This window comes from Priestia sp. GS2, from assembly GCF_036409025.1.
Lineage (GTDB): Bacteria > Bacillota > Bacilli > Bacillales > Bacillaceae_H > Priestia > Priestia aryabhattai_A.
Window position 1 is genome coordinate 3322137 of record NZ_JAZGJX010000001.1, and the last position, 23738, is coordinate 3345874.

Sequence of the window (23738 nt, forward strand, 5' to 3'; positions counted from 1 at the left end):
CAAACAATCATCCTCTTTTCCAACGCGTTCCTTGAGCCGTATCCTCTAAAATAATATTTTTAGCTTTTAATTCGTCGCGAATTTGGTCAGCTAATTTAAAATCACGGTTTTTACGGGCATCAATTCGCTGTTGAATGAGATTTTCAATTTCCTCATCTACTAATTCTTGAGCACCAAATGTTAAGCCCAAAGCTCCACCTAACTGGTTAAATTCATTAATGAATGCTTCAATCACTTCTTTTGATGTCGTACTCTCAAGCAGATACACATTTGCTTGCTTAGCTAGTTCAAACAATACAGAGATAGCATTTGCTGTATTGAAGTCGTCATCCATTTCTTTGATAAAGCTGTTGTGAAGCTCATCAATTTTAGCTGCCCATTCAGAATTATCATCACTTAAGTCTGTGGCTGCATCCAAACGGTGCTTTAAATTCATATAAGCCGTTTGTAATCGTTCATATCCTTTGCGAGTATTCTCTAGAATTTCTTCGTTATAATTGATTGGATGACGGTAATGTACTGATAAAATAAAGAACCTTAGTAGTGATGGGTCATGCTTTTGAATAATGTCATGTACAAGTACAAAGTTACCTAATGACTTCGACATTTTTTCGTTATCAATATTAATATAACCATTATGCAACCAGTATTTCGCAAATGTCTTACCCGTCAATGCTTCAGACTGCGCAATTTCATTTTCATGATGTGGAAACGATAAATCCTGACCACCGGCATGAATATCGATTGTATCCCCTAAGTATTTGCGAGCCATTGCTGAACACTCGATATGCCACCCTGGTCTTCCTTGTCCCCATGGGCTATCCCATGCAATTTCATCATTTTTTGCTGTTTTCCATAATGTAAAGTCTAACGGATCTTCTTTCTTTTCCCCAACTTCAATACGAGCACCTGATTGCAGCTCATCAATTGACTGGTGTGAAAGTTTGCCGTAACCTTCAAACTTTCTTGTGCGATAATAAACGTCTCCATCTGACTCATATGCATAGCCTTTTTTAACTAACTCATCAATAAAATCAATAATAATATCCATATTTTCCGTTACGCGAGGATGTATAGTCGCATGTTTGCAACCAAGTGCTGTCGTATCCTCAAAATAAGCGTTAATAAATCGTTCTGCAATCGTTGGTACATCTTCACCTAGCTCTTTAGCTGCTCGAATTAGCTTGTCATCAACGTCCGTGAAGTTTGAAACATATTGTACTTCATACCCTCTAAACTCTAGATAACGACGTACTGTATCGAATACAATAGCAGGTCTTGCGTTTCCAATATGAATATAGTTATAAACAGTTGGACCACAGACATACATTTTAACCTTGTTTTCTTCTAAAGGTGTAAATACTTCTTTTTGACGAGTTAATGTATTATATAGCTTAATTGTCATGATAAATCTTCCCTTCTTTGAGCTGCTTAATTTCTTGTTGTAGTTCACTTAATTGGTATTCAAGCTGCTTAAATCGTTCTGCATCTGGATCTGGTAAATCTTGATGATTTAAATCTTTAATACGAACCCCATTTTGAATGACGACTCGACCTGGAATTCCTACAACCGTTGAATTCTCAGGAACGTCATTTAAAACAACCGAACCAGCACCAATCTTTGAGTTCTCGTTAATGGTAATCGATCCTAAAACTTTAGCACCCGTTGCAATCAGAACGTGGTCTTTAATAGTTGGATGACGTTTTCCTTTCTCTTTTCCCGTACCACCTAAAGTTACTCCTTGATAAACCGTGACATTGTCTCCTATTTCACAAGTCTCTCCAATTACAATTCCCATTCCGTGGTCAATAAAAAAGCGTCGTCCTATTTTTGCCCCCGGATGAATTTCGATTCCTGTAAAGAAGCGACTGATTTGTGAAATTACACGTGCTAAAAAGAACCATTTGCGTTTAAACAACGCATGAGCTAAACGATGTGACCAGATAGCATGGAGCCCAGAATACGTTAAAATCACTTCAATGTAGCTCCTAGCAGCAGGGTCTTGTTCAAATATCACCTCAATATCCTCTTTTAACATCTTTATCACTTTCTCACCCCCCATTTTTTATAAAAAAACGTCTCTGTGTCAACTGACACAGAGACGTTTCTTATACGCGGTTCCACTCTGCTTGAATGCAAATATGCACTCCAACTCATCTCGTGTAACGGCGATACCCGCTCCTGCTTACTAACCTCTGTTTTCAGCAAAAGTCTCTAAGGTGCATTTCAATAGGTATGAGCATGGATTACTTTCAGCCGATGGTAATCCTCTCTAAAAAAGCCATAACCTATTTACTTCTCCTTATCAACGATTTCAATATATATTAACTATATGGGTTTTAAATCAATTTGTTAACCAGAAACTTTTGCTAGACGAGCTAAAACTGTGTCTTTACCAAGTAGTGAAATAGCTTTTGGTAATTCTGGCCCATGTGTTTCACCCGTTGTAGCTACACGGATTGGCATAAATAGTTTCTTACCTTTGTGGCCTGTTGATTTTTGAACAGCTTTTGTTGCTGCTTTAATTTCTTCAGGACTAAATGTTTCCATTGCTTCAATTTCCGCTGCAAAAGCTTGTAGGACTTCGGGTACCTGCTCTTCTACAAGTACAGCTTTCGCTTCTTCATTGTACTCAATTTCTGTTTTAAAGAACATTTCTGTTAGCTCCACGATTTCTGCACCGTAGCTCATTTGTTCTTGATAAAGGGCAATGAGTTCTTTTACCCACTTCGTTTGTTCTTCCGTCATTTGCTCTTCTACACGACCAGCTTTTACAAGGTGAGGAAGAGACAGGTCTACAACTTCATCTAAATCAAGCTGTTTCATATATTGATTGTTCATCCAACGAAGTTTATTCGTATCAAACAATGCTGGTGATTTAGATAAACGAGCAGGATCAAAAATTTCAATAAACTGCTCTTTTGAGAAGATTTCTTCTTCCCCTACAGGTGACCATCCAAGCATTGTAATAAAATTGAACAGAGCTTCAGGCAAGTAGCCTAATTCTTTATACTGCTCGATAAATTGGATAATAGACTCATCACGCTTACTTAGTTTGCGACGACTTTCATTTACAATCAATGTCATATGACCAAATACAGGTGGTTCCCAGCCTAACGCATTATAAATCATAATTTGTTTTGGTGTATTTGAGATATGATCGTCTCCACGTAAAACGTGCGTCATTTCCATTAAATGATCATCAACAGCTACAGCGTAGTTATAAGTTGGCGTACCATCTTTTTTCACGATAACATAGTCACCGATACCATCAGACTCGAATGCTACTTCATCTTTAACAATATCGTTGAACTTAACTATTGTACCCGTTGGAACTCGGAAGCGGATGCTTGGCTTACGACCTTCTGCCGCTAACTCTTTTTGTTGCTCTTCTGTTAAGTTACGGCATTTGCCTGAGTAGCGTGGCATTTGACCATTTTCAGTCTGTTCTTCACGTTCTTTTTCTAATTCTTCTTCTGTACAGTAGCAATAGTAAGCTGCACCTTTTTCTAATAGTTCGTCCGTATATTTTTGGTAAATTTCTGTGCGTTCGGATTGACGATAAGGACCGTATTCTCCACCGATATCAATACTTTCATCCCAATCAATACCTAACCACTTTAAATAGCGAAGCTGGCTTTCTTCTCCACCTTCAATGTTACGCTTTTGATCTGTATCTTCAATACGAATAATGAATTTACCGTTTTGATTGCGAGCAAATAAATAATTAAATAAAGCTGTTCGTGCGTTTCCGATATGAAGGTGCCCAGTTGGACTCGGTGCATAGCGAACGCGTACTTCTTTTGACATAAGTAGGATAACCTCCAGTTTATTTTACGTAGGTATGTAATTTATTATTTTTCGACATTGTTAATTTTATCACCAAATGTAATTCTGTTAAAGACTCTGGATTATTTTTGATATACTAACACCGCGGCTTGTGAAGCAATCCCTTCTTCACGACCAGTAAAGCCTAGTTTTTCTGTCGTCGTTGCTTTAACATTAATCTGTGACACTTCAGCTTCTAATAATTCGGCAATACGCTCTCGAATTGGCTGGATGTACGGTGCCATCTTAGGCTTCTGTGCAATAATTGTACAATCTACATTGCTGAGTGCATAGCCTTCTTCTTTCACTAGTTTCCAAACATGTTGTAAAAGCTTAGCTGAATCTGCATCTTTAAACTCAGGATCAGTGTCTGGAAAATGCTTACCGATATCTCCTTGAGCTACTGCTCCTAACAGTGCATCTGCAATCGTATGTAGAAGTACGTCCGCATCAGAATGGCCTAGTAACCCTCTCTCATATGGGATTTCAATTCCTCCAATAATTAGTGGACGTCCTGTTGCAAATTGATGAACGTCAAATCCTTGTCCAACACGTATATTCATTTCCTTCACCTCTTAGTTGTTTTGTTCCAACTTTGTTAAAATAGCTTCTGCATAAATCAAATCTTCTGGTGTTGTTAATTTTATATTATCGTAGTCTCCTTGTACAATCGCGACTTTCTGACCTAACTGTTCCACTAAGCTTGCATCATCTGTTCCTAGATAGCCAGTTTCTTTCGCTAAATGATGAGCTTTTTGAATCGTAGACGAAAGAAAAGCTTGTGGGGTTTGAATAGACCACAAGCTAGAGCGTTCAATCGTTTCCACTACGATGTTGTTTTCTACTTTCTTAATCGTCTCTTTAACAGGAACGCCTAAGGTTGCCGCTTCTTTAAGTTCTGCTTCTTGTACAAGTTTGTGGATGTGGTGATGTTTCACAAATGGCCTAGCACCGTCATGGATAAGAACCACTTTGGAAAGCTTAAGGGCTTTCAATCCATTATACACGCTATGCTGACGTTCTTGACCACCCGATACCACTGACTTAACCTTACGCATCGGATATTGCTCTAAAAGTGATGTAATATCCTCTAGTTCTTGGTCATTGATAACTAAAATAATGCTGTTACATGTATGATCAGTTTCAAATATATTTAGTGTATGAACAAGAAGAGGTACGTCTCGAATTAATAAGAACTGCTTATTGCGCCCTGCTTTCATCCGCTTACCTTGTCCTGCTGCTAAAACAATTACATCGTATTGCATGTTCCTTCTCCCTTATAGCTGAAAATTAGAGGGCTTTTTCTAAGAGCTTAGGCTTAGCAAAAATCATTCGACCAGCTGATGTTTGGAGCACGCTTGTCACAAGCACATCAATTTGCTTGCCTATATAGTTGCGGCCTTCCTCTACAACAATCATTGTACCATCGTCTAAGTAGGCAATACCTTGATTATGTTCCTTACCATCCTTAATGACAAGTACATTCATTTCTTCTCCTGGTAAAACAATTGGTTTGACGGCGTTTGCTAAGTCATTAATATTTAAAACCCCTACATTTTGCAGTTCGCATACTTTGTTTAAGTTAAAATCATTTGTTACAACGAGGCCTGAAGTAAATTTTGCTAACTTTACAAGTTTACTATCCACCTCTTGAATGTCTTCAAAGTCACCCTCGTAAATCTCTACCTTCATAGACAATTCTTTTTGAATTCGATTTAAGATATCGAGACCTCGACGACCTCTATTGCGCTTTAAAACATCTGATGAATCTGCGATATGCTGAAGCTCTTCTAATACAAAGCGAGGAATGACAATCGTTCCATCTAAAAAGCCAGTTTGACATATATCTGCAATGCGTCCATCGATAATAACGCTTGTATCTAAAATCTTTAAAGATTGCAAGGATTGATTATTCTCTTGCTCTTCTTCCGAGCCTTTTTTCTTACCAATACGAGTAGGCATTGAAAAAACATTAACCAACTCATCTCTCTTTTTAAACCCTACTTGAAAGCCTAAGTAACCTAACAAAATACTTAAGAAGATTGGTAAAACTGTACTAACTACTTGTAGCTGAATTTTCCCTAGGAACGTACCAACTAAATAGGCCACAATTAAGCCTAATATTAAGCCTAAACTCCCAAATAAAACATCTGTTACTGGTGCCTTTACAAGAGACTCTTCAATGCGGCGAATGAAGCCTACAACATAATCTACTAGCCAGAATGTTATCACATAAAAGAGAATTGCACCTAAAGGGGCGTGAATGTATGACTTGTCTAGTAATGCAATATCTTTTAGACTTAATAATTCAATAAGTTCTGGAATAAGAAAGATTCCTAATGTACCACCTGTTATGATAAAAAACAATTGAACAAAACGCTTTAACACGCCTTCACCTCCCTTTATCATTATAAACAGTTTACAATGATTGAAACCTTTTATTTAATTGAAAACATAATTTGTAAACAAAATGTCACTCTTTTAGTATTTTCACAATATCCTAATCAAGATTAAAAAGTCAATTAATATCCTAGAGCTGACGGTTTAGCAAATGTTGTTCCTTGAGACGCTTTAATCCTTGTTGAATTTTACGAGCACGTATTTCACCTATACCCTCTACCTCATCAAGCTCCTGAACAGTTGCATCCGTAATAGCTTTGAGGTCACCTAGTTCTTCAATTAAGTTCTCAATAATAATAGACGGTAGTCGCGGGATTTTATGAAGCATTCGATACCCTCTCGGCACAACTCCCTCTTCAAAGCTCGTATAGATTGGGTACCCCATTAGTCTTAAGAGAGTTTGATCATCTAATAACACGTTATTAGATGGTTGCTGCATCTTTTCAATTACTTTTGTTGGCTCTACGCTTGTATCATACATATAATCTTTCATTAATAGAATTGCTTCTTCTTCTAGGTGAGACAGCAATTCATTCATCTGAAGACGAATTAACCTTCCTTCGGTTCCTAACTCACTAATATAACTTAAGATTTCGTTTTTAATTCGCAATACCATTTCAATGCGATGCAAAGATTGCAAAACGTCTGTATGAGTTACTTGTTCTTCAAACTCTAAAGCACTTAGGCTATTAATGGACTCATCTAAAACTGCTTTATATTTCTCCAAGGTACCAAGTGCTTGGTTTGCTTTTGCTAAAATAACACTAATATCTTTAAGTACATATTGAGACGACCCTTTATACAGCGTAATAACATTTCGACGCTGTGAAATAGCAATAACCAATACTCCTGACTGCTTCGCAACCCGCTCTGCTGTACGATGTCGCATACCGGTTTGTGAAGAAGGAGTAGAAGGATCAGGCATTAATTGAGCATTTGCGAACAAGATCTTACTACCACTATCATTTAAAATAAGTGCTCCGTCCATTTTAGCCAACTCATACAAATGAGCTGGTGTAAATGCACAGTTAATTGAAAACCCTCCGTCTACCATCTTTTTCACTTGATCATTGTATCCAATTACGATTAATCCTCCAGTCTTAGCTCTTAACACATTTTCAATACCATCGCGAAAAGGGGTTCCAGGAGCCACAAATTCTAAAATATCAGAGATTTGCTTTTGCTCTGTTGTCTTTTCATCATTCATCCGTTTTAACCTCCTAACGTGTACTGTAACGCTTCTGACACAGTGGACACCCCTACTACGTCAATGCCTTCTGGTATTTTCCAACCACCTAAGTTTTTTTCAGGAACAATGATTCGCTTAAACCCTAACTTTACAGCTTCTTGTACTCGTTGTTCAATTCGAGACACTCTTCGAACTTCACCTGTTAATCCAACCTCTCCTACTACTACATCTGTAGGATTTGAAGGTGCATCTTTAAAACTAGATGCAATGCTAACTGCAACCGCCAAATCAATAGCTGGCTCATCTAACTTTACTCCACCTGCTACTTTTAAGTATGCATCTTGATTTTGCAAAAGCAATCCTACTCGCTTTTCTAATACCGCCATAATAAGAGATACACGGTTATGATCAAGCCCTGTGGACATCCTCCTAGGGTTTCCAAAACTTGTTGGACTAATCAGTGCCTGTAACTCTACCAATACAGGACGAGTCCCCTCCATTGAAGCCACAACTACAGAACCGGCTGCACCTTGAGAGCGTTCTTCTAAAAAGATTTCAGATGGATTGAGCACTTCTTCCAAACCACTTTCCTTCATTTCAAAAATACCCATTTCGTTTGTTGAACCAAAGCGATTTTTTACTGCTCTTAAAATTCGATACGTATGGTGACGTTCTCCTTCAAAATACAAAACACTGTCTACCATATGTTCAAGTAACCTTGGGCCGGCAATAGCTCCTTCTTTGGTAACATGACCTACAATAAAAATGGCGATGCCGTTTGTTTTTGCAATTCGCATTAACTCAGCAGTACACTCACGTACTTGAGAAACGCTTCCTGGCGCTGACGTAACGTCACCGTGATAAATGGTTTGAATTGAATCAATAATCACAAGTTCTGGATTCATACTTGAGATAGCTTCTGTAATTGACTCTAAGTTTGTTTCTGCATGCACATACAAATCTTCCGCTTTAATACCTAAGCGATCGGCTCTTAGCTTTGTTTGCTTTGTTGACTCCTCACCAGATATATAAAGCACTTTATGCTTATTCATAGCTAACTGAGCTGACGTTTGGAGCAATAAAGTTGACTTACCTATACCAGGATCTCCTCCAATTAAGACTAGTGATCCTCTGACAATTCCTCCGCCTAAAACACGGTTTAATTCAGGCGATTTTGTATATATCCTTGGTTCAGTCGTTGATTCAATACTTGTAATAGATTGAGGCTTTTGCACCTTTGTAGAAGTTGCGCCAGAAAAAGCTCCTCCTCGCCTTGAAGACTTTGTCTCTTCAATTTCTTCTACCATCGAATTCCAACTGCCACACCCAGGACACTTTCCCATCCATTTAGCCGATTCATATCCACAATGTTGGCATGAAAATTTTGTTTTTCTTTTACTCATTATTTAGTATATTCTCCTCGTTCTTTATAAAAGTCCTTGATGCTATTGTACACTATCTTTATATGGTAAATAAAAATGGAGGCATACGTATTTTGTCGTATGCCCCACATGTTCTTAACTCTTTAGCTAATGCTGCTCGGTGAAGAAGATTTAACAGTAAAGTTTTCACCTTCTACATCTAACGTTACCTTTTGACCTTTTTGAATTACGCCTCTTAGTAACTCTTCAGATAAACGATCTTCAACATGCTTTTGAATTGCTCGACGTAAAGGACGCGCCCCATACTCTGGATCAAAGCCTTCTTCTGCAATCTTATCAATTGCTGCAGTCGTTAATTCCAACTCAATTTCTTGTTCTTTTAAGCGTCTAGTTAATTGATCAGCCATTAGCTTCACAATTTCAGCTAGGTGTGGTTTCTCTAACGAATGGAAGACAATAATCTCGTCGATACGGTTAAGAAACTCTGGGCGGAAAGCACGTTTCATCTCACTCATTACTTTCCCTTTCATATCTTTATAGTCCTGACCCTCTGCTTCAACCGTAAATCCAAGGTGCTTGCTACGTTTTAACGTATCTGCACCAACATTTGAAGTCATGATTAAAATTGTATTTCGGAAGTCTACTGTACGACCTTTTGAATCAGTTAAGCGGCCGTCTTCTAGCACTTGTAATAGGATGTTAAATACATCCGGATGTGCTTTTTCAATCTCATCTAGCAGTACAACAGAATATGGCTTTCTTCTAACTTTCTCAGTTAACTGTCCACCTTCATCATATCCAACGTAACCTGGAGGAGACCCTACTAAACGAGAAGTAGAATGCTTTTCCATGTACTCTGACATATCAATGCGAATCATCGCATCTTCGTCACCAAACATTGATTCAGCTAAAGCCCTAGCAAGTTCTGTTTTACCTACACCCGTTGGTCCTAAGAAAATAAATGAACCGATTGGACGCTTTGGATCTTTCAAGCCTGCTCTTGCACGACGAACAGCTTTTGCCACTGCTTTTACAGCTTCTTCTTGGCCAATAACACGAGAGTGTAAAATCTCTTCCATGTTTAGCAAGCGCTCTGATTCTTCCTGAGCTAATTTTGAAACTGGTACCCCAGTCCAGCTAGATACAACCATCGCAATATCTTCTACTGTAACAGCTGAATTTTCTTTACCTTGCTCTTGTTTCCAAGCTTTTTTTGTTTCTTCTAATTCTTCTCTTAAGCGTTGCTCTGTATCACGTAATGATGCTGCTTTTTCAAATTCTTGACTTTGAACAGAAGCATCTTTTTCATTTCGAATAGATTCTAACTTTTGTTCTAACTCTTTTAAGTTAGGTGGCGTCGTAAATGAACGTAAACGAACCTTTGAACCAGCTTCATCAATTAAATCAATTGCTTTATCCGGTAAAAAGCGATCTGAAATATAACGATCGGATAACTTTACTGCCTGTTCAATAGCATCATCAGAAATCGATACACGGTGATGAGCTTCATAACGATCCCTTAAACCTTTTAAAATTTGAATAGATTCATCTAGAGTTGGCTCATCAACTTGAATTGGTTGGAAGCGTCGCTCTAAAGCTGCATCTTTTTCAATATATTTTCGATATTCATCGAGAGTAGTAGCACCAATACATTGTAATTCACCACGTGCTAAGGATGGTTTTAAAATGTTTGAAGCATCAATTGCTCCTTCTGCACCACCAGCACCAATTAGTGTATGCAACTCATCGATAAATAGAATGATATTACCAGCTTGACGAATTTCGTCCATTACTTTTTTCAAACGATCTTCAAATTCACCACGATATTTTGTTCCAGCAACTACTGTTCCCATATCTAAAGTCATAACGCGCTTATCTCGAAGAATTTCCGGTACTTCGTTATTAACAATTTGCTGGGCTAACCCTTCTGCAATGGCTGTTTTACCTACACCTGGTTCACCGATAAGAACCGGGTTATTCTTTGTACGACGACTTAACACTTCAATAACACGTTGAATTTCTTTACTACGCCCAATAACTGGATCTAGACTTCCTTCACGTGCTACCACGGTTAGATCACGAGCTAAACTATCAAGAGTTGGTGTATTTGCATTTGAAGTTCCACCACCTTGATGGCTAGAAGCAGCTTCGTTACTACCCAATAAGTGTAATACTTGTTGACGAGCTTTATTTAAGCTCACTCCTAAATTATTAAGTACGCGAGCTGCTACACCTTCGCCTTCACGAATCAAACCAAGTAAAATATGCTCAGTTCCTACATATGAATGACCTAGTTTTCTTGCTTCATCCATTGAAAGTTCAATTACCTTTTTAGCGCGAGGCGTATAATGAATTGTTTGAGTTAACTCTTGACCTCTTCCGATAAGCGCTTCAACTTCTTTTTGAATTTTTTCAGTACTTAATCCTAGTGCAGATAGTGCCTTTGCAGCAATACCTTCACCTTCACGCACAATACCTAATAAAATATGCTCAGTTCCAATATTGTTATGTCCAAGTCGTAAAGCTTCTTCTTGTGCTAACGCTAATACTTTCTGTGCACGCTCTGTAAATCTTCCAAACATCATACGGCTGTCACCCTCCACGTTTAATCTATATTTTTAATATTGCTAAGGCGATCTCTAATTAAGGTAGCTCTCTTAACATCTCGCTCATGGGCATCTAATGCTGAGCCTGAATACTTTTGTAAAAAGCCTGGCTGCGTCATTATAATAAGTTCATTTAGAATATTTCTAGGTATGTCTGTTATATACCCCAAGTCGATTCCTAACCGAACATCTGACAAGCATTGAGACGCTTCTTTAGATTCAATTATGCGACTATGAGCTAATACTCCATATGATCGATGAACACGATCTTCTAATTCTAAATGAGATGTTTTAAATAATGCATCTCTTGCAGATTTTTCTTGAGCAATTAACTGTGTTACAACGCTATTCAAGTCTGATACAATATCAGCTTCAGATTTTCCTAGCGTAATTTGGTTAGAAACTTGAAAGATATTACCTAGTGCTTCGCTACCCTCTCCATAAATTCCTCTTACAACTAAACCTAATTGATTAATCGCAGGAATAATTCGATGAATTTGACGAGTCATAACCAACGCAGGCATATGCATCATAACCGAAGCACGAAGTCCTGTACCAACATTCGTGGGACAGCTCGTTAAGTAACCTCTTTGTTCATCAAAAGCGTAATCTACACGATTTTCAATCAAATTATCTACTTCATTAGCTCGTTCCAATGCTTCAGATAATTGAAGACCTGGAAATAAACATTGTATGCGTAAATGATCTTCTTCATTAACCATAATACTTAAATCTTCTTGCTTTGATAAATAACAAGCTCCTACATTAGATTCAGCTAATTGAGGGCTAATTAAATGCTTCTCTACTAATACTCGTTTCTCTAGTGACTTTAATTCACTCATTTTTAAAGAAGATAACTCAAAATCTTCCGCTTTTCTTATTTCTTCAAATACTTGATCAAAATCGTTTACAATTTCATCAGCTTTTTCTTTTGCTAACATTGTAGGAAAAAGAAAATTTGTTAAGTTTCTAGCTAGACGAATTCTGCTGCTTAGTACAATATCAGAGTCCGGTGCTTCTTGTTTCATCCAAGAGCTTACGGGATTTGTGAAGAATAGTTCAGACATTCGGCTATGTCTCCTTTCCCGTAGATTCATTAATTTTTTTCTCTAATAGGCGGATTTCATCTCGAAGCTCTGCAGCCTTTTCGAATTCCTCTTTTTCAATATACTCCTTTAAATTCAATCTCAGAGCCTGTAATTCCTTTTTTAAATGAAGATTACTTCCAATTCTCTTTGGAATTTTACCATGATGTAAATAATTCCCCCCATGTAACCTCTTTAAAAACGGAACAAGTGGTTGTTCAAAAGTTTCATAACAATTCGAACAGCCAAAACGACCTACCTTAGAAAATTGATGATACGTCATTCCGCATGTAGGGCAACGTAGTGGTTCTTTTTTAATTGTATTCGGACCTGTAGCAGAAGGTTCAAAATTTAATAGTCCTGCTAATAGACTATTAATTGAAAAGCCTTGCTGAGATGATATAGAAAATACATCTCCACTCTCTGCAGCGCATTGTTCGCAAAGGTGTACTTCTGTCTTATTCCCATTCACTACATTTGTAAAGTGAAGTGTTGCAGGTCGAATCTCACATTGCTGACAAATCATGCAATCATCTCTCCCTGTCTACATAAAATCAATTCAATTAGCGATACCTCAATGAATTTAACATAGCTTTTAGTAACTTGGCTCGAAGTTCATCACGATATGGTAGCTCAAGATCAATAACGGATCGATGAATTACGCTAAGCATTATCTTAGCTTCTCGCTCTGTAATGACCTTTTCTCCAACTAACCTGAAAATGACGCTTTCAGCATAGGACTGTGAAATTTGTGATTCGATAAGATCAATGACTTGTTGAAATAAATGAGAAGCATTATGAGTTCGGACTTTAGCAATTCTAATAAAGCCGCCTCCACCTCTTTTACTCTCAACCACATAACCTCTTTCAATTGTAAAGCGAGTATTAATAACGTAGTTGATTTGAGACGGAACACATTGAAACTTATCGGCGATTTCGCTACGTTTAATCTCCACAATTTCTCTGTCACTTAATTCAAGCACTTCTTTTAAATACTGTTCAATGATGTCAGAGATATTTGGCACATTGCACCCTCCTTCTGACTTTGACTATATTTGACCTTATTAAGTTAAATATAAAAGGAAATGAAAGAAATTTCAACTATGTAGTTTGATAAGTTTTGTCTTACTTTTATGGTTTCCACTAAAATAGGGTTCAAAACGTAATTTATTGAAATTAATGAGAAATAAAAAAAGGATTAGCTATAAGCTAATCCTTTTAAATGTGCCTGGCAACGTCCTACTCTCACAGGGACAAAGTCCCAACTACCATCGGCGCTAGAGAACTTAACTTCCGTGTTCGGCATGGGAACGGGTGTGACCTCTCTGCTATCGCCACCAGACATGAATTGAGATTATTCTCTCAAAACTAGATAACATTTTGCTGAGTACTAAGTTTACTGTCTAGCTACGGCTCCTAATTGTTCGGTCGTTTCACTTCTGTTATTGAAACCAAAAAGCGGTTTCCCTATCAGAAGCTCCAACGCCTTTCACAATTGAACAGTCGCCTTCGCTTTTCTAATTTGGTTAAGTCCTCGATCGATTAGTATCAGTCAGCTACACACGTCGCCGTGCTTCCACCTCTGACCTATCAACCTGATCATCTTTCAGGGATCTTACTAGCTTGCGCTATGGGAAATCTCATCTTGAGGGGGGCTTCATGCTTAGATGCTTTCAGCACTTATCCCGTCCACACATAGCTACCCAGCGATGCCTTTGGCAAGACAACTGGTACACCAGCGGTGTGTCCATCCCGGTCCTCTCGTACTAAGGACAGCTCCTCTCAAATTTCCTACGCCCACGACGGATAGGGACCGAACTGTCTCACGACGTTCTGAACCCAGCTCGCGTACCGCTTTAATGGGCGAACAGCCCAACCCTTGGGACCGACTACAGCCCCAGGATGCGATGAGCCGACATCGAGGTGCCAAACCTCCCCGTCGATGTGGACTCTTGGGGGAGATAAGCCTGTTATCCCCGGGGTAGCTTTTATCCGTTGAGCGATGGCCCTTCCATGCGGAACCACCGGATCACTAAGCCCGACTTTCGTCCCTGCTCGACTTGTAGGTCTCGCAGTCAAGCTCCCTTGTGCCTTTACACTCTACGAATGATTTCCAACCATTCTGAGGGAACCTTTGGGCGCCTCCGTTACTCTTTAGGAGGCGACCGCCCCAGTCAAACTGCCCACCTGACACTGTCTCCCAGCCCGATCAGGGCTGCGGGTTAGAATTTCAATACAACCAGGGTAGTATCCCACCGACGCCTCCACCGAAGCTAGCGCTCCGGCTTCTCAGGCTCCTACCTATCCTGTACAAGCTGTACCAAAATTCAATATCAGGCTACAGTAAAGCTCCACGGGGTCTTTCCGTCCTGTCGCGGGTAACCTGCATCTTCACAGGTACTATAATTTCACCGAGTCTCTCGTTGAGACAGTGCCCAGATCGTTACGCCTTTCGTGCGGGTCGGAACTTACCCGACAAGGAATTTCGCTACCTTAGGACCGTTATAGTTACGGCCGCCGTTTACTGGGGCTTCGATTCAGAGCTTCTCCCAAAGGATAACCCCTCCTCTTAACCTTCCAGCACCGGGCAGGCGTCAGCCCCTATACTTCGCCTTGCGGCTTCGCAGAGACCTGTGTTTTTGCTAAACAGTCGCCTGGGCCTATTCACTGCGGCTCTCTCGGGCTATACACCCTACCAGAGCACCCCTTCTCCCGAAGTTACGGGGTCATTTTGCCGAGTTCCTTAACGAGAGTTCTCTCGATCACCTTAGGATTCTCTCCTCGCCTACCTGTGTCGGTTTGCGGTACGGGCACCTCCCGCCTCGCTAGAGGCTTTTCTTGGCAGTGTGGAATCAGGAACTTCGGTACTATATTTCCCTCGTCATCACAGCTCAGCCTTATGATGAGCGGATTTGCCTACTCATCAGCCTAACTGCTTGAACGCGCATATCCAGCAGCGCGCTTACCCTATCCTCCTGCGTCCCCCCATTACTCAAACGGCGGGGAGGTGGTACAGGAATATCAACCTGTTGGCCATCGCCTACGCTTTTCAGCCTCGGCTTAGGTCCCGACTAACCCTGAGCGGACGAGCCTTCCTCAGGAAACCTTAGGCATTCGGTGGACAAGATTCTCACTTGTCTTTCGCTACTCATACCGGCATTCTCACTTCTAAGCGCTCCACCAGTCCTTACGGTCTAGCTTCGCAGCACTTAGAACGCTCTCCTACCACTGACATCAAAGATGTCAATCCACAGCTTCGGTGATACGTTTAGCCCCGGTACATTTTCGGCGCAGAGTCACTCGACCAGTGAGCTATTACGCACTCTTTAAATGGTGGCTGCTTCTAAGCCAACATCCTGGTTGTCTAAGCAACTCCACATCCTTTTCCACTTAACGTATACTTGGGGACCTTAGCTGGTGGTCTGGGCTGTTTCCCTTTTGACTACGGATCTTATCACTCGCAGTCTGACTCCCACGGATAAGTCTTTGGCATTCGGAGTTTGACTGAATTCGGTAACCCGTTGGGGGCCCCTAGTCCAATCAGTGCTCTACCTCCAAGACTCTCACTACGTGAGGCTAGCCCTAAAGCTATTTCGGAGAGAACCAGCTATCTCCAGGTTCGATTGGAATTTCTCCGCTACCCACACCTCATCCCCGCACTTTTCAACGTGCGTGGGTTCGGGCCTCCATTCAGTGTTACCTGAACTTCACCCTGGACATGGGTAGATCACCTGGTTTCGGGTCTACAACCACATACTAAACGCCCTATTCAGACTCGCTTTCGCTACGGCTCCGTCTCTTCAACTTAACCTTGCATGGGATCGTAACTCGCCGGTTCATTCTACAAAAGGCACGCCATCACCCATTAACGGGCTCTGACTACTTGTAGGCACACGGTTTCAGGATCTCTTTCACTCCCCTTCCGGGGTGCTTTTCACCTTTCCCTCACGGTACTGGTTCACTATCGGTCACTAGGGAGTATTTAGCCTTGGGAGATGGTCCTCCCAGCTTCCGACGGAATTTCACGTGTTCCGCCGTACTCAGGATCCACTCAAGAGGGAACGAAGTTTCAACTACAGGGTTGTTACCTTCTTTGACGGGCCTTTCCAGACCTCTTCATTTACCTCGTTCCTTTGTAACTCCGTATAGAGTGTCCTACAACCCCAAGAGGCAAGCCTCTTGGTTTGGGCTAATTCCGTTTCGCTCGCCGCTACTCAGGAAATCGCATTTGCTTTCTCTTCCTCCGGGTACTTAGATGTTTCAGTTCCCCGGGTCTGCCTTCAATATCCTATGTATTCAGATAAAGATACTGCTCCATTACGAACAGTGGGTTTCCCCATTCGGAAATCTCCGGATCAAAGCTTACTTACAGCTCCCCGAAGCATATCGGTGTTAGTCCCGTCCTTCATCGGCTCCTAGTGCCAAGGCATTCACCGTGCGCCCTTTCTAACTTAACCATTAGCGAATAAATGGTGCAACTTGCGTTGCGTTATTTATTGGTTTGATTAAAGAAAAGTTTCACTTTTCCTCAGCTATTACTGTTATCTAGTTTTCAAAGAACAATCGCACTCAAAATTCTTCTTATTAGATAAGAAGAAAGTGATGTACTTTCTATTAATGAGAGATTGAACTCTCAAAACTGAACAAAGCTTCAAAACGTACGTCTTGTAAAAATCCTTAGAAAGGAGGTGATCCAGCCGCACCTTCCGATACGGCTACCTTGTTACGACTTCACCCCAATCATCTGTCCCACCTTAGGCGGCTGGCTCCATAAAGGTTACCCCACCGACTTCGGGTGTTACAAACTCTCGTGGTGTGACGGGCGGTGTGTACAAGGCCCGGGAACGTATTCACCGCGGCATGCTGATCCGCGATTACTAGCGATTCCAGCTTCATGTAGGCGAGTTGCAGCCTACAATCCGAACTGAGAATGGTTTTATGGGATTGGCTTGACCTCGCGGTCTTGCAGCCCTTTGTACCATCCATTGTAGCACGTGTGTAGCCCAGGTCATAAGGGGCATGATGATTTGACGTCATCCCCACCTTCCTCCGGTTTGTCACCGGCAGTCACCTTAGAGTGCCCAACTTAATGCTGGCAACTAAGATCAAGGGTTGCGCTCGTTGCGGGACTTAACCCAACATCTCACGACACGAGCTGACGACAACCATGCACCACCTGTCACTCTGTCCCCCGAAGGGGAACGCTCTATCTCTAGAGTTGTCAGAGGATGTCAAGACCTGGTAAGGTTCTTCGCGTTGCTTCGAATTAAACCACATGCTCCACCGCTTGTGCGGGCCCCCGTCAATTCCTTTGAGTTTCAGTCTTGCGACCGTACTCCCCAGGCGGAGTGCTTAATGCGTTAGCTGCAGCACTAAAGGGCGGAAACCCTCTAACACTTAGCACTCATCGTTTACGGCGTGGACTACCAGGGTATCTAATCCTGTTTGCTCCCCACGCTTTCGCGCCTCAGCGTCAGTTACAGACCAAAAAGCCGCCTTCGCCACTGGTGTTCCTCCACATCTCTACGCATTTCACCGCTACACGTGGAATTCCGCTTTTCTCTTCTGCACTCAAGTTCCCCAGTTTCCAATGACCCTCCACGGTTGAGCCGTGGGCTTTCACATCAGACTTAAGAAACCGCCTGCGCGCGCTTTACGCCCAATAATTCCGGATAACGCTTGCCACCTACGTATTACCGCGGCTGCTGGCACGTAGTTAGCCGTGGCTTTCTGGTTAGGTACCGTCAAGGTACAAGCAGTTACTCTTGTACTTGTTCTTCCCTAACAACAGAGTTTTACGACCCGAAAGCCTTCATCACTCACGCGGCGTTGCTCCGTCAGACTTTCGTCCATTGCGGAAGATTCCCTACTGCTGCCTCCCGTAGGAGTCTGGGCCGTGTCTCAGTCCCAGTGTGGCCGATCACCCTCTCAGGTCGGCTATGCATCGTTGCCTTGGTGAGCCGTTACCTCACCAACTAGCTAATGCACCGCGGGCCCATCTGTAAGTGATAGCCGAAACCATCTTTCAATTTTCTCTTATGCAAGAGAAAATGTTATCCGGTATTAGCTCCGGTTTCCCGGAGTTATCCCAGTCTTACAGGCAGGTTGCCCACGTGTTACTCACCCGTCCGCCGCTAACGTCATAGAAGCAAGCTTCTAATCAGTTCGCTCGACTTGCATGTATTAGGCACGCCGCCAGCGTTCATCCTGAGCCAGGATCAAACTCTCCGAAGAAATGTTTGACTTGCTCATAAAAGTTTAAAAAAATTAACGTTGACGTTTGTCGCTTTGTTCAGTTTTCAAAGTTCAACCGCCGCTCTTAAGCGACTTTTCTATCTTATCAAGTTTACAACTCGATGTCAATAGTTTTTTTATTTCCTTTGAGATTCGTTTGTGTCTCTCAAGGACATTTATAAATATAACAGACATATTATCATATAGCAATACCAAAATAATAAGTTTAAATTTTCTAATATCTTCTATTCGTTATATCGATTGGATAAAAAGGAAAAAGACAGCTTTTTAGCTATCTTTTTCTAATTAATAATAAAATTTACTTCCCAGACGCATTCCCTTCTAAAATAAAGGTACTAAAAGCTGGTACAGTTACATTGTCACTTTTTACTTTCTTTATAGGCTTTGTACTCGCTTTTTTCCCATCAGCAAGCAGCGATAGATTACCTTTGGTAGACAAGTTGATCTTTATCTCTTTCGAATTAGCGTTGTGTATGATAGTTAGTTGCTTTTTGTTTTTATCCTTCAACGTATATGCTACTACATTTTTAGGTGCATTTAAAAATGATAGATTCTGACTAATCTCAGAGGCAGTTGTTGAACGAAATGCTGGATACTTTTTACGAATTTCAATCAAGCCTTTCATATACTCAACTTCTTGATTAAACGCTAAACGTCTCTTCCAATCTAGTTGATTTACAGAGTCTGGTGATTTATAGCTATTATGATCTCCACCTTTAGTTCTCATAAACTCTTGACCAGCGTGTATGAAAGACATGCCTTGTGAAGTTAATACCATAGATGAAGCAAGTTTATGCATTTGCTTACGCTCAGATTCAGTAGCAGTAGGGTTTGTTAATAGTAACTTATCCCATAACGTATGATTATCATGAGCTTCTACATACGTTACTACTTGTTCCGGATCTTGATAAGTAGCTGTTGATGAATCATATTGAAGTCCACCTGCTATACTCTTTTTCATTGTGTCTTCCATACCTTGTCTGCCATTTACAAAACCATTATCTTCATCATAAAATACGCTACCCTTTAAACCATCGCGAATAACATCATTAAAATGCGCTACACCTGGCATTTTCTTTGCATTCTTCTGGTTTGCTTTTTGATCAGCAGATAAAGGCGTGTTTAAGTCCCAACCTTCTCCTAAAACAATAATGCTTGGATCAACTTTATTTAAAGCTTCTCGAACCTCTTTCATGGTTTCTACATCATGAATTCCCATTAAATCAAAACGAAAACCATCTAAATTATATTCTGTTGCCCAATATGTTACCGAGTCTACAATAAACTTCCTCATCATTTTACGCTCTGAGGCTGTATCATTTCCAACTCCTGTTCCATTAGCTAACGTTCCATCTTCATTATATCGGAAGTAGTAACCTGGTACTAACTCATTAAAGTTTGACTCATTTACAGCATACATATGGTTATAAACAACATCCATAATTACACGTAAATTATTTTTGTGCAGTGATTGTACCATCTGCTTCATTTCTTTAATTCTCACTTTAGGTTCATATGGGTTTGTTGAATAAGAGCCTTCAGGCGCATTATAGTTCTTTGGATCATAGCCCCAGTTATACTGAGCCACGTCTAACTGGGTTTCATCGACTGTACGGTAATCATAAATAGGAATAAACTGCACGTGCGTTACACCTAAGTCTTTAATATGATCTAACCCTGTTTTCACTCCACCAGGACCTCTTGTTCCTTCCTCAGTAACACCTAAAAACTTACCTTTGTTTTTAATTCCACTATTTTCATCAATTGATAAATCTCGTACGTGAAGCTCATAGATAATCGCATCTTCACGATTTTTTAGAAAAGGTTTTTTCGCTGGCCACTTCTCTGGATTTGTAGTTTTTAAATCTACTACTACACCTTTATCTCCATTTACAGTTACAGCACGTGCATAAGGGTCAACAGCTTCATTCCATTTATCTCCAATTTTAACTTTATACGTGTAGATTAATTTATCTTGATTCCCTTCTAACTGTGCAGTCCATGTACCTCTCTCTGCTTTTTTCATTGGAATTTCAGTTCCGTTAGTTGAGTCCCACTTTTGATATGTAACTAGTTTCGCTTCAGTAGCAGTAGGAGCCCATAAGCGGAAAGATGTTTTTTCTTTTTTATACGTATTTCCTAGGTCATTTCCATCGTAATAAAACATATCATCGAATTCTTTTGAGCGCACTGCTGCCCCAATTTCAACTGTCGCACTTCCAAACAAGGACTTTGAGATTTTATATACCTTTGTTAAATCTAAATTATTTTTTGTCACAATGCGGACTTTGTTCGTTGTTTTTTCACCCTTATTAAATGGTATCACTTCTTTAATTTCTGCTCCTTCTACTGTAATACCAGAGTTATCTGCCTCTGTTATAGGGAATGGAACATTTGTTTGAAGCGTGATTTCATTCATTTTGTCAATGCTCGCTCCAATAATCTTTGGATTTAAATCTATTTGGCTTGGATCATAAAATACACGCTCGATTCCTTGAGCAATCCAAATTTCAGCTGATCCATCTTCTTTAAATTTCGTGATATAGCGATTATCTAACTCTTTATTACCCCACTCATTTCCATCTATGCTTTGTCGAGCAACAAACCCTACCTTTTGAATACCCTTTGGATCATTTAATTCGACCGTAGCGACTTTTCCAAATTTATCTTCTCCTTTAAATTGAACAGCTTGACCATCCTTTCCATCTGGCCAAACCCATAAGTCCCATCCTTCATAGTTTTGATCATAACGTGCATAATGAATGGTAACTTTAACGTTTTCATAAGATGGTAAATCACGATATTCTCCATCGGGTGGTTCGTTATACACCGTATTATCTCCACTTTTTATCCATACTTCACCTTCACCATTTTGGATATCAACCCAGCGGTCTTCCCCATCTTTCTCCCAAGTATCTGTGCGAACAATGAACCCTACCCTTTTAGTATTTGTAGGAATTTCAATCTCAGCAACTTTTCCAAACGCATCTTCTCCTGTAAAGTCGTAAACTTTCCCTTCTCCACCTTCAGGCCAAACCCACAGGTTCCAATTTTTTGCGTTATTCGGTGCTTCTTGATAATGAATAACTACTTTCGTTGTATTTGCAATCGTTTGCACAGGAAAGCTCGAAAAAACTGATGCAACCATCGCAAAGACAATTAGAATAGCAAACCATCGATTAATTTTCATAACACCCATCCCCTTTGTTTATAGTCAATAACAAATCTATTATATAAACACTGAAAACGTTTGCACAATACAAAAAATTGAATTTTCGAAAAATGAATCCAAAAGACCTATTTAATGACAAATAAAAGAGACAACCAATTGGTTGTCTCTTTCTGTTAACGATGGCGCATTTGTGGGAATAATAGTACATCACGAATAGACGGAGCGTTTGTTAACAGCATAACTAAACGGTCAATACCGATTCCTAAACCACCAGTTGGCGGCATGCCATATTCTAACGCTTCAATGAAGTCATCATCCATCTCATGTGCTTCATCGTTACCTTGTTCTTTTTCTTTTAACTGCGCTTCAAAACGTTCACGCTGATCAATTGGATCGTTTAACTCAGTAAATGCATTGGCATGTTCTCTTGCTACAATAAACAACTCAAAGCGATCTGTAAATCGAGGATCATCCTCATTCTTTTTCGCTAATGGTGAAATTTCTACAGGGTGTCCGTAAATGAATGTTGGTTGAATTAATTGTTCTTCTACTTTTTGTTCAAAGAATTCATTTACAATGTGCCCATATAACATGTGCTCTGTAATTTCAACATTATGTTCTTTTGCAAGAGCACGTGCTTCTTCAACAGATGTTTCTTTCCAAAAATCAACGCCTGTATATTGCTTGATGGCATCTACCATATGAAGTCTTGTCCATTCTGGAGTTAAGTCTACTTCATGCTCCCCATATTGGATTTTAGTCGTTCCTAATACTTCGTTCGCAATATGTGCAATTAGGTTTTCAGTTAATGCCATAATATCCTTGTAATCAGCATACGCTTCATACAGTTCAATCATTGTAAATTCTGGGTTATGGCGAGTTGATACACCTTCGTTACGGAAGACACGGCCAATTTCGTACACTTTTTCTAAGCCACCAACAATTAATCGTTTTAGGTGTAGCTCAATAGCGATACGCATATAAAGTTCCATATCTAGAGCATTGTGATGAGTAACGAATGGACGAGCTGATGCACCACCAGCAATCGAATGCATCATTGGTGTCTCAACTTCTAAGTAGCCATTATTATCTAAGTAGCGACGCATTGATTGGATAATACGGCTTCTTAAGATAAATGTTTGTTTACTTTCTGGATTTGTAATTAAATCTAAGTAACGCTGACGATAGCGTTGTTCAATATCTTTTAAACCGTGATATTTATCTGGTAAAGGACGTAAAGCTTTTGATAATAAAGTGAATTCTTTTACCTTGATTGATAATTCACCCACTTTTGTTTTAAACAATACACCTTGTACGCCGACATGATCACCAATATCAACTGTTTTAAAGATTTCGTATTGTTCGTCCCCTACTGCATCTTTACGAACATAAAGCTGAATTTGACCTGTTAAATCTTGAACATGAGCAAAGCCTGCTTTTCCTTTTCCGCGCTTTGTCATAATACGTCCTGCTAATAAAACTGAAACTTCATTTTCCTCTAAAGCTTCTTTCGTTAGTTCTTCGTATGCGTTAACGATCTCTTGTGATGTATGTGTACGTTCGAAGCGTTTCCCAAATGGATCCATACCTTGTTCTCGAAGGTTGTTCATTTTTTCACGACGAACGAGAAGTTGATCATTTAATTCTTCATGATTCATTATGTGCTCATCTCCATCGTATTAATAAATTTTCTAAAACAGAAAAAAGGCCAGCTTTTCCACTGGCAATTCCTACGTTTCTTTAAAATTATTATAAATTCAGTCGTTTCTCTATGTCAAATCGCTTTAGACTTACAGTGTTTTCTTGTCTCAAGCTAAAAC

At 40.1% G+C, this 23738-nt stretch carries 14 protein-coding genes, 3 rRNA genes and 1 other annotated feature; all 17 genes read right to left on the reverse strand.

The annotated features are described in order from the left end of the window. Positions 1-7: 7 nt before the first annotated feature. The 17 genes from cysS to lysS all read right to left on the reverse strand — a co-directional run bounded on the left by cysS (position 8) and on the right by lysS (position 23576). Positions 8-1405 carry a cysteine--tRNA ligase gene (cysS, locus tag V2145_RS16955; RefSeq protein WP_311859884.1) on the reverse strand — a complete coding sequence of 466 codons (1398 nt, stop codon included), beginning with the start codon at positions 1403-1405 and terminating at the stop codon, positions 8-10. Further along, positions 1395-2048: a serine O-acetyltransferase gene (gene cysE, locus V2145_RS16960; RefSeq protein WP_094913088.1), complete on the reverse strand. Its 654-nt coding sequence runs from the start codon at positions 2046-2048 to the stop codon at positions 1395-1397. Before cysE ends, cysS begins: the two co-directional genes overlap by 11 nt. Positions 2049-2095: 47 nt before the next feature. After that, positions 2096-2319 (reverse strand) — a binding site (T-box leader). Between the two features lie 34 nt (positions 2320-2353). After that, the gene (gene gltX / locus V2145_RS16965; protein WP_330988019.1) at positions 2354-3811 is read right to left on the reverse strand and encodes a glutamate--tRNA ligase; all 1458 of its coding nucleotides are present in this window, start codon (positions 3809-3811) and stop codon (positions 2354-2356) included. A 101-nt stretch (positions 3812-3912) separates the two neighbouring features. Continuing rightward, a complete protein-coding gene (gene ispF, locus V2145_RS16970; protein ID WP_094913090.1) occupies positions 3913-4392 on the reverse strand; it encodes a 2-C-methyl-D-erythritol 2,4-cyclodiphosphate synthase in 480 nt (159 codons plus the stop codon). A gap of 12 nt (positions 4393-4404) precedes the next feature. Next, positions 4405-5094 (reverse strand): 2-C-methyl-D-erythritol 4-phosphate cytidylyltransferase, encoded by a 690-nt coding sequence (gene ispD / locus V2145_RS16975; protein WP_311859886.1) that lies wholly within the window; start codon positions 5092-5094, stop codon positions 4405-4407. Between the two features lie 25 nt (positions 5095-5119). Then, the gene (locus V2145_RS16980; protein WP_330988020.1) at positions 5120-6217 is read right to left on the reverse strand and encodes a PIN/TRAM domain-containing protein; all 1098 of its coding nucleotides are present in this window, start codon (positions 6215-6217) and stop codon (positions 5120-5122) included. A gap of 142 nt (positions 6218-6359) precedes the next feature. Next, entirely contained in the window at positions 6360-7436 is a 1077-nt protein-coding gene (gene disA, locus V2145_RS16985) for a DNA integrity scanning diadenylate cyclase DisA (RefSeq protein ID WP_311859887.1), read from the reverse strand. Between the two features lie 5 nt (positions 7437-7441). Then, positions 7442-8821, reverse strand: a complete 1380-nt coding sequence (gene radA / locus V2145_RS16990; protein WP_094913094.1) for a DNA repair protein RadA — start codon at positions 8819-8821, stop codon at positions 7442-7444. Between the two features lie 122 nt (positions 8822-8943). Next, a complete protein-coding gene (clpC, locus tag V2145_RS16995; protein WP_330988021.1) occupies positions 8944-11385 on the reverse strand; it encodes an ATP-dependent protease ATP-binding subunit ClpC in 2442 nt (813 codons plus the stop codon). A 20-nt stretch (positions 11386-11405) separates the two neighbouring features. Beyond that, positions 11406-12473 carry a protein arginine kinase gene (locus tag V2145_RS17000; RefSeq protein ID WP_330988022.1) on the reverse strand — a complete coding sequence of 356 codons (1068 nt, stop codon included), beginning with the start codon at positions 12471-12473 and terminating at the stop codon, positions 11406-11408. 4 nt (positions 12474-12477) lie between these two features. Next, positions 12478-13017, reverse strand: coding sequence for a UvrB/UvrC motif-containing protein (locus V2145_RS17005; RefSeq protein ID WP_094913097.1), 540 nt, complete (start codon positions 13015-13017; stop codon positions 12478-12480). A gap of 37 nt (positions 13018-13054) precedes the next feature. Next, positions 13055-13516, reverse strand: coding sequence for a CtsR family transcriptional regulator (locus tag V2145_RS17010; protein WP_094913098.1), 462 nt, complete (start codon positions 13514-13516; stop codon positions 13055-13057). A gap of 201 nt (positions 13517-13717) precedes the next feature. Continuing rightward, positions 13718-13833: ribosomal RNA gene (gene rrf / locus V2145_RS17015) — 5S ribosomal RNA — on the reverse strand. A gap of 180 nt (positions 13834-14013) precedes the next feature. Further along, positions 14014-16948 (reverse strand): 23S ribosomal RNA (locus V2145_RS17020). 224 nt (positions 16949-17172) lie between these two features. Next, positions 17173-18725 (reverse strand): 16S ribosomal RNA (locus V2145_RS17025). Together the 16S, 23S and 5S rRNA genes form the textbook arrangement of a ribosomal RNA operon. 319 nt (positions 18726-19044) lie before the next feature. Next, the gene (pulA, locus tag V2145_RS17030; protein ID WP_330988023.1) at positions 19045-21936 is read right to left on the reverse strand and encodes a type I pullulanase; all 2892 of its coding nucleotides are present in this window, start codon (positions 21934-21936) and stop codon (positions 19045-19047) included. 155 nt (positions 21937-22091) lie between these two features. Further along, positions 22092-23576, reverse strand: a complete 1485-nt coding sequence (gene lysS / locus V2145_RS17035; protein WP_210611403.1) for a lysine--tRNA ligase — start codon at positions 23574-23576, stop codon at positions 22092-22094. Positions 23577-23738: the final 162 nt, after the last annotated feature.

Coding starts and splice junctions, on each gene's coding strand:
- cysS (WP_311859884.1), bottom strand. CDS start 1,405: ATGACAATTAAGCTATATAATACATTAACTCGTCAAAAAGAAGTATTT.
- gltX (WP_330988019.1), bottom strand. CDS start 3,811: ATGTCAAAAGAAGTACGCGTTCGCTATGCACCGAGTCCAACTGGGCAC.
- ispF (WP_094913090.1), bottom strand. CDS start 4,392: ATGAATATACGTGTTGGACAAGGATTTGACGTTCATCAATTTGCAACA.
- ispD (WP_311859886.1), bottom strand. CDS start 5,094: ATGCAATACGATGTAATTGTTTTAGCAGCAGGACAAGGTAAGCGGATG.
- disA (WP_311859887.1), bottom strand. CDS start 7,436: ATGAATGATGAAAAGACAACAGAGCAAAAGCAAATCTCTGATATTTTA.
- radA (WP_094913094.1), bottom strand. CDS start 8,821: ATGAGTAAAAGAAAAACAAAATTTTCATGCCAACATTGTGGATATGAA.
- clpC (WP_330988021.1), bottom strand. CDS start 11,385: ATGATGTTTGGAAGATTTACAGAGCGTGCACAGAAAGTATTAGCGTTA.
- V2145_RS17000 (WP_330988022.1), bottom strand. CDS start 12,473: ATGTCTGAACTATTCTTCACAAATCCCGTAAGCTCTTGGATGAAACAA.
- V2145_RS17005 (WP_094913097.1), bottom strand. CDS start 13,017: ATGATTTGTCAGCAATGTGAGATTCGACCTGCAACACTTCACTTTACA.
- pulA (WP_330988023.1), bottom strand. CDS start 21,936: ATGAAAATTAATCGATGGTTTGCTATTCTAATTGTCTTTGCGATGGTT.
- lysS (WP_210611403.1), bottom strand. CDS start 23,576: ATGAATCATGAAGAATTAAATGATCAACTTCTCGTTCGTCGTGAAAAA.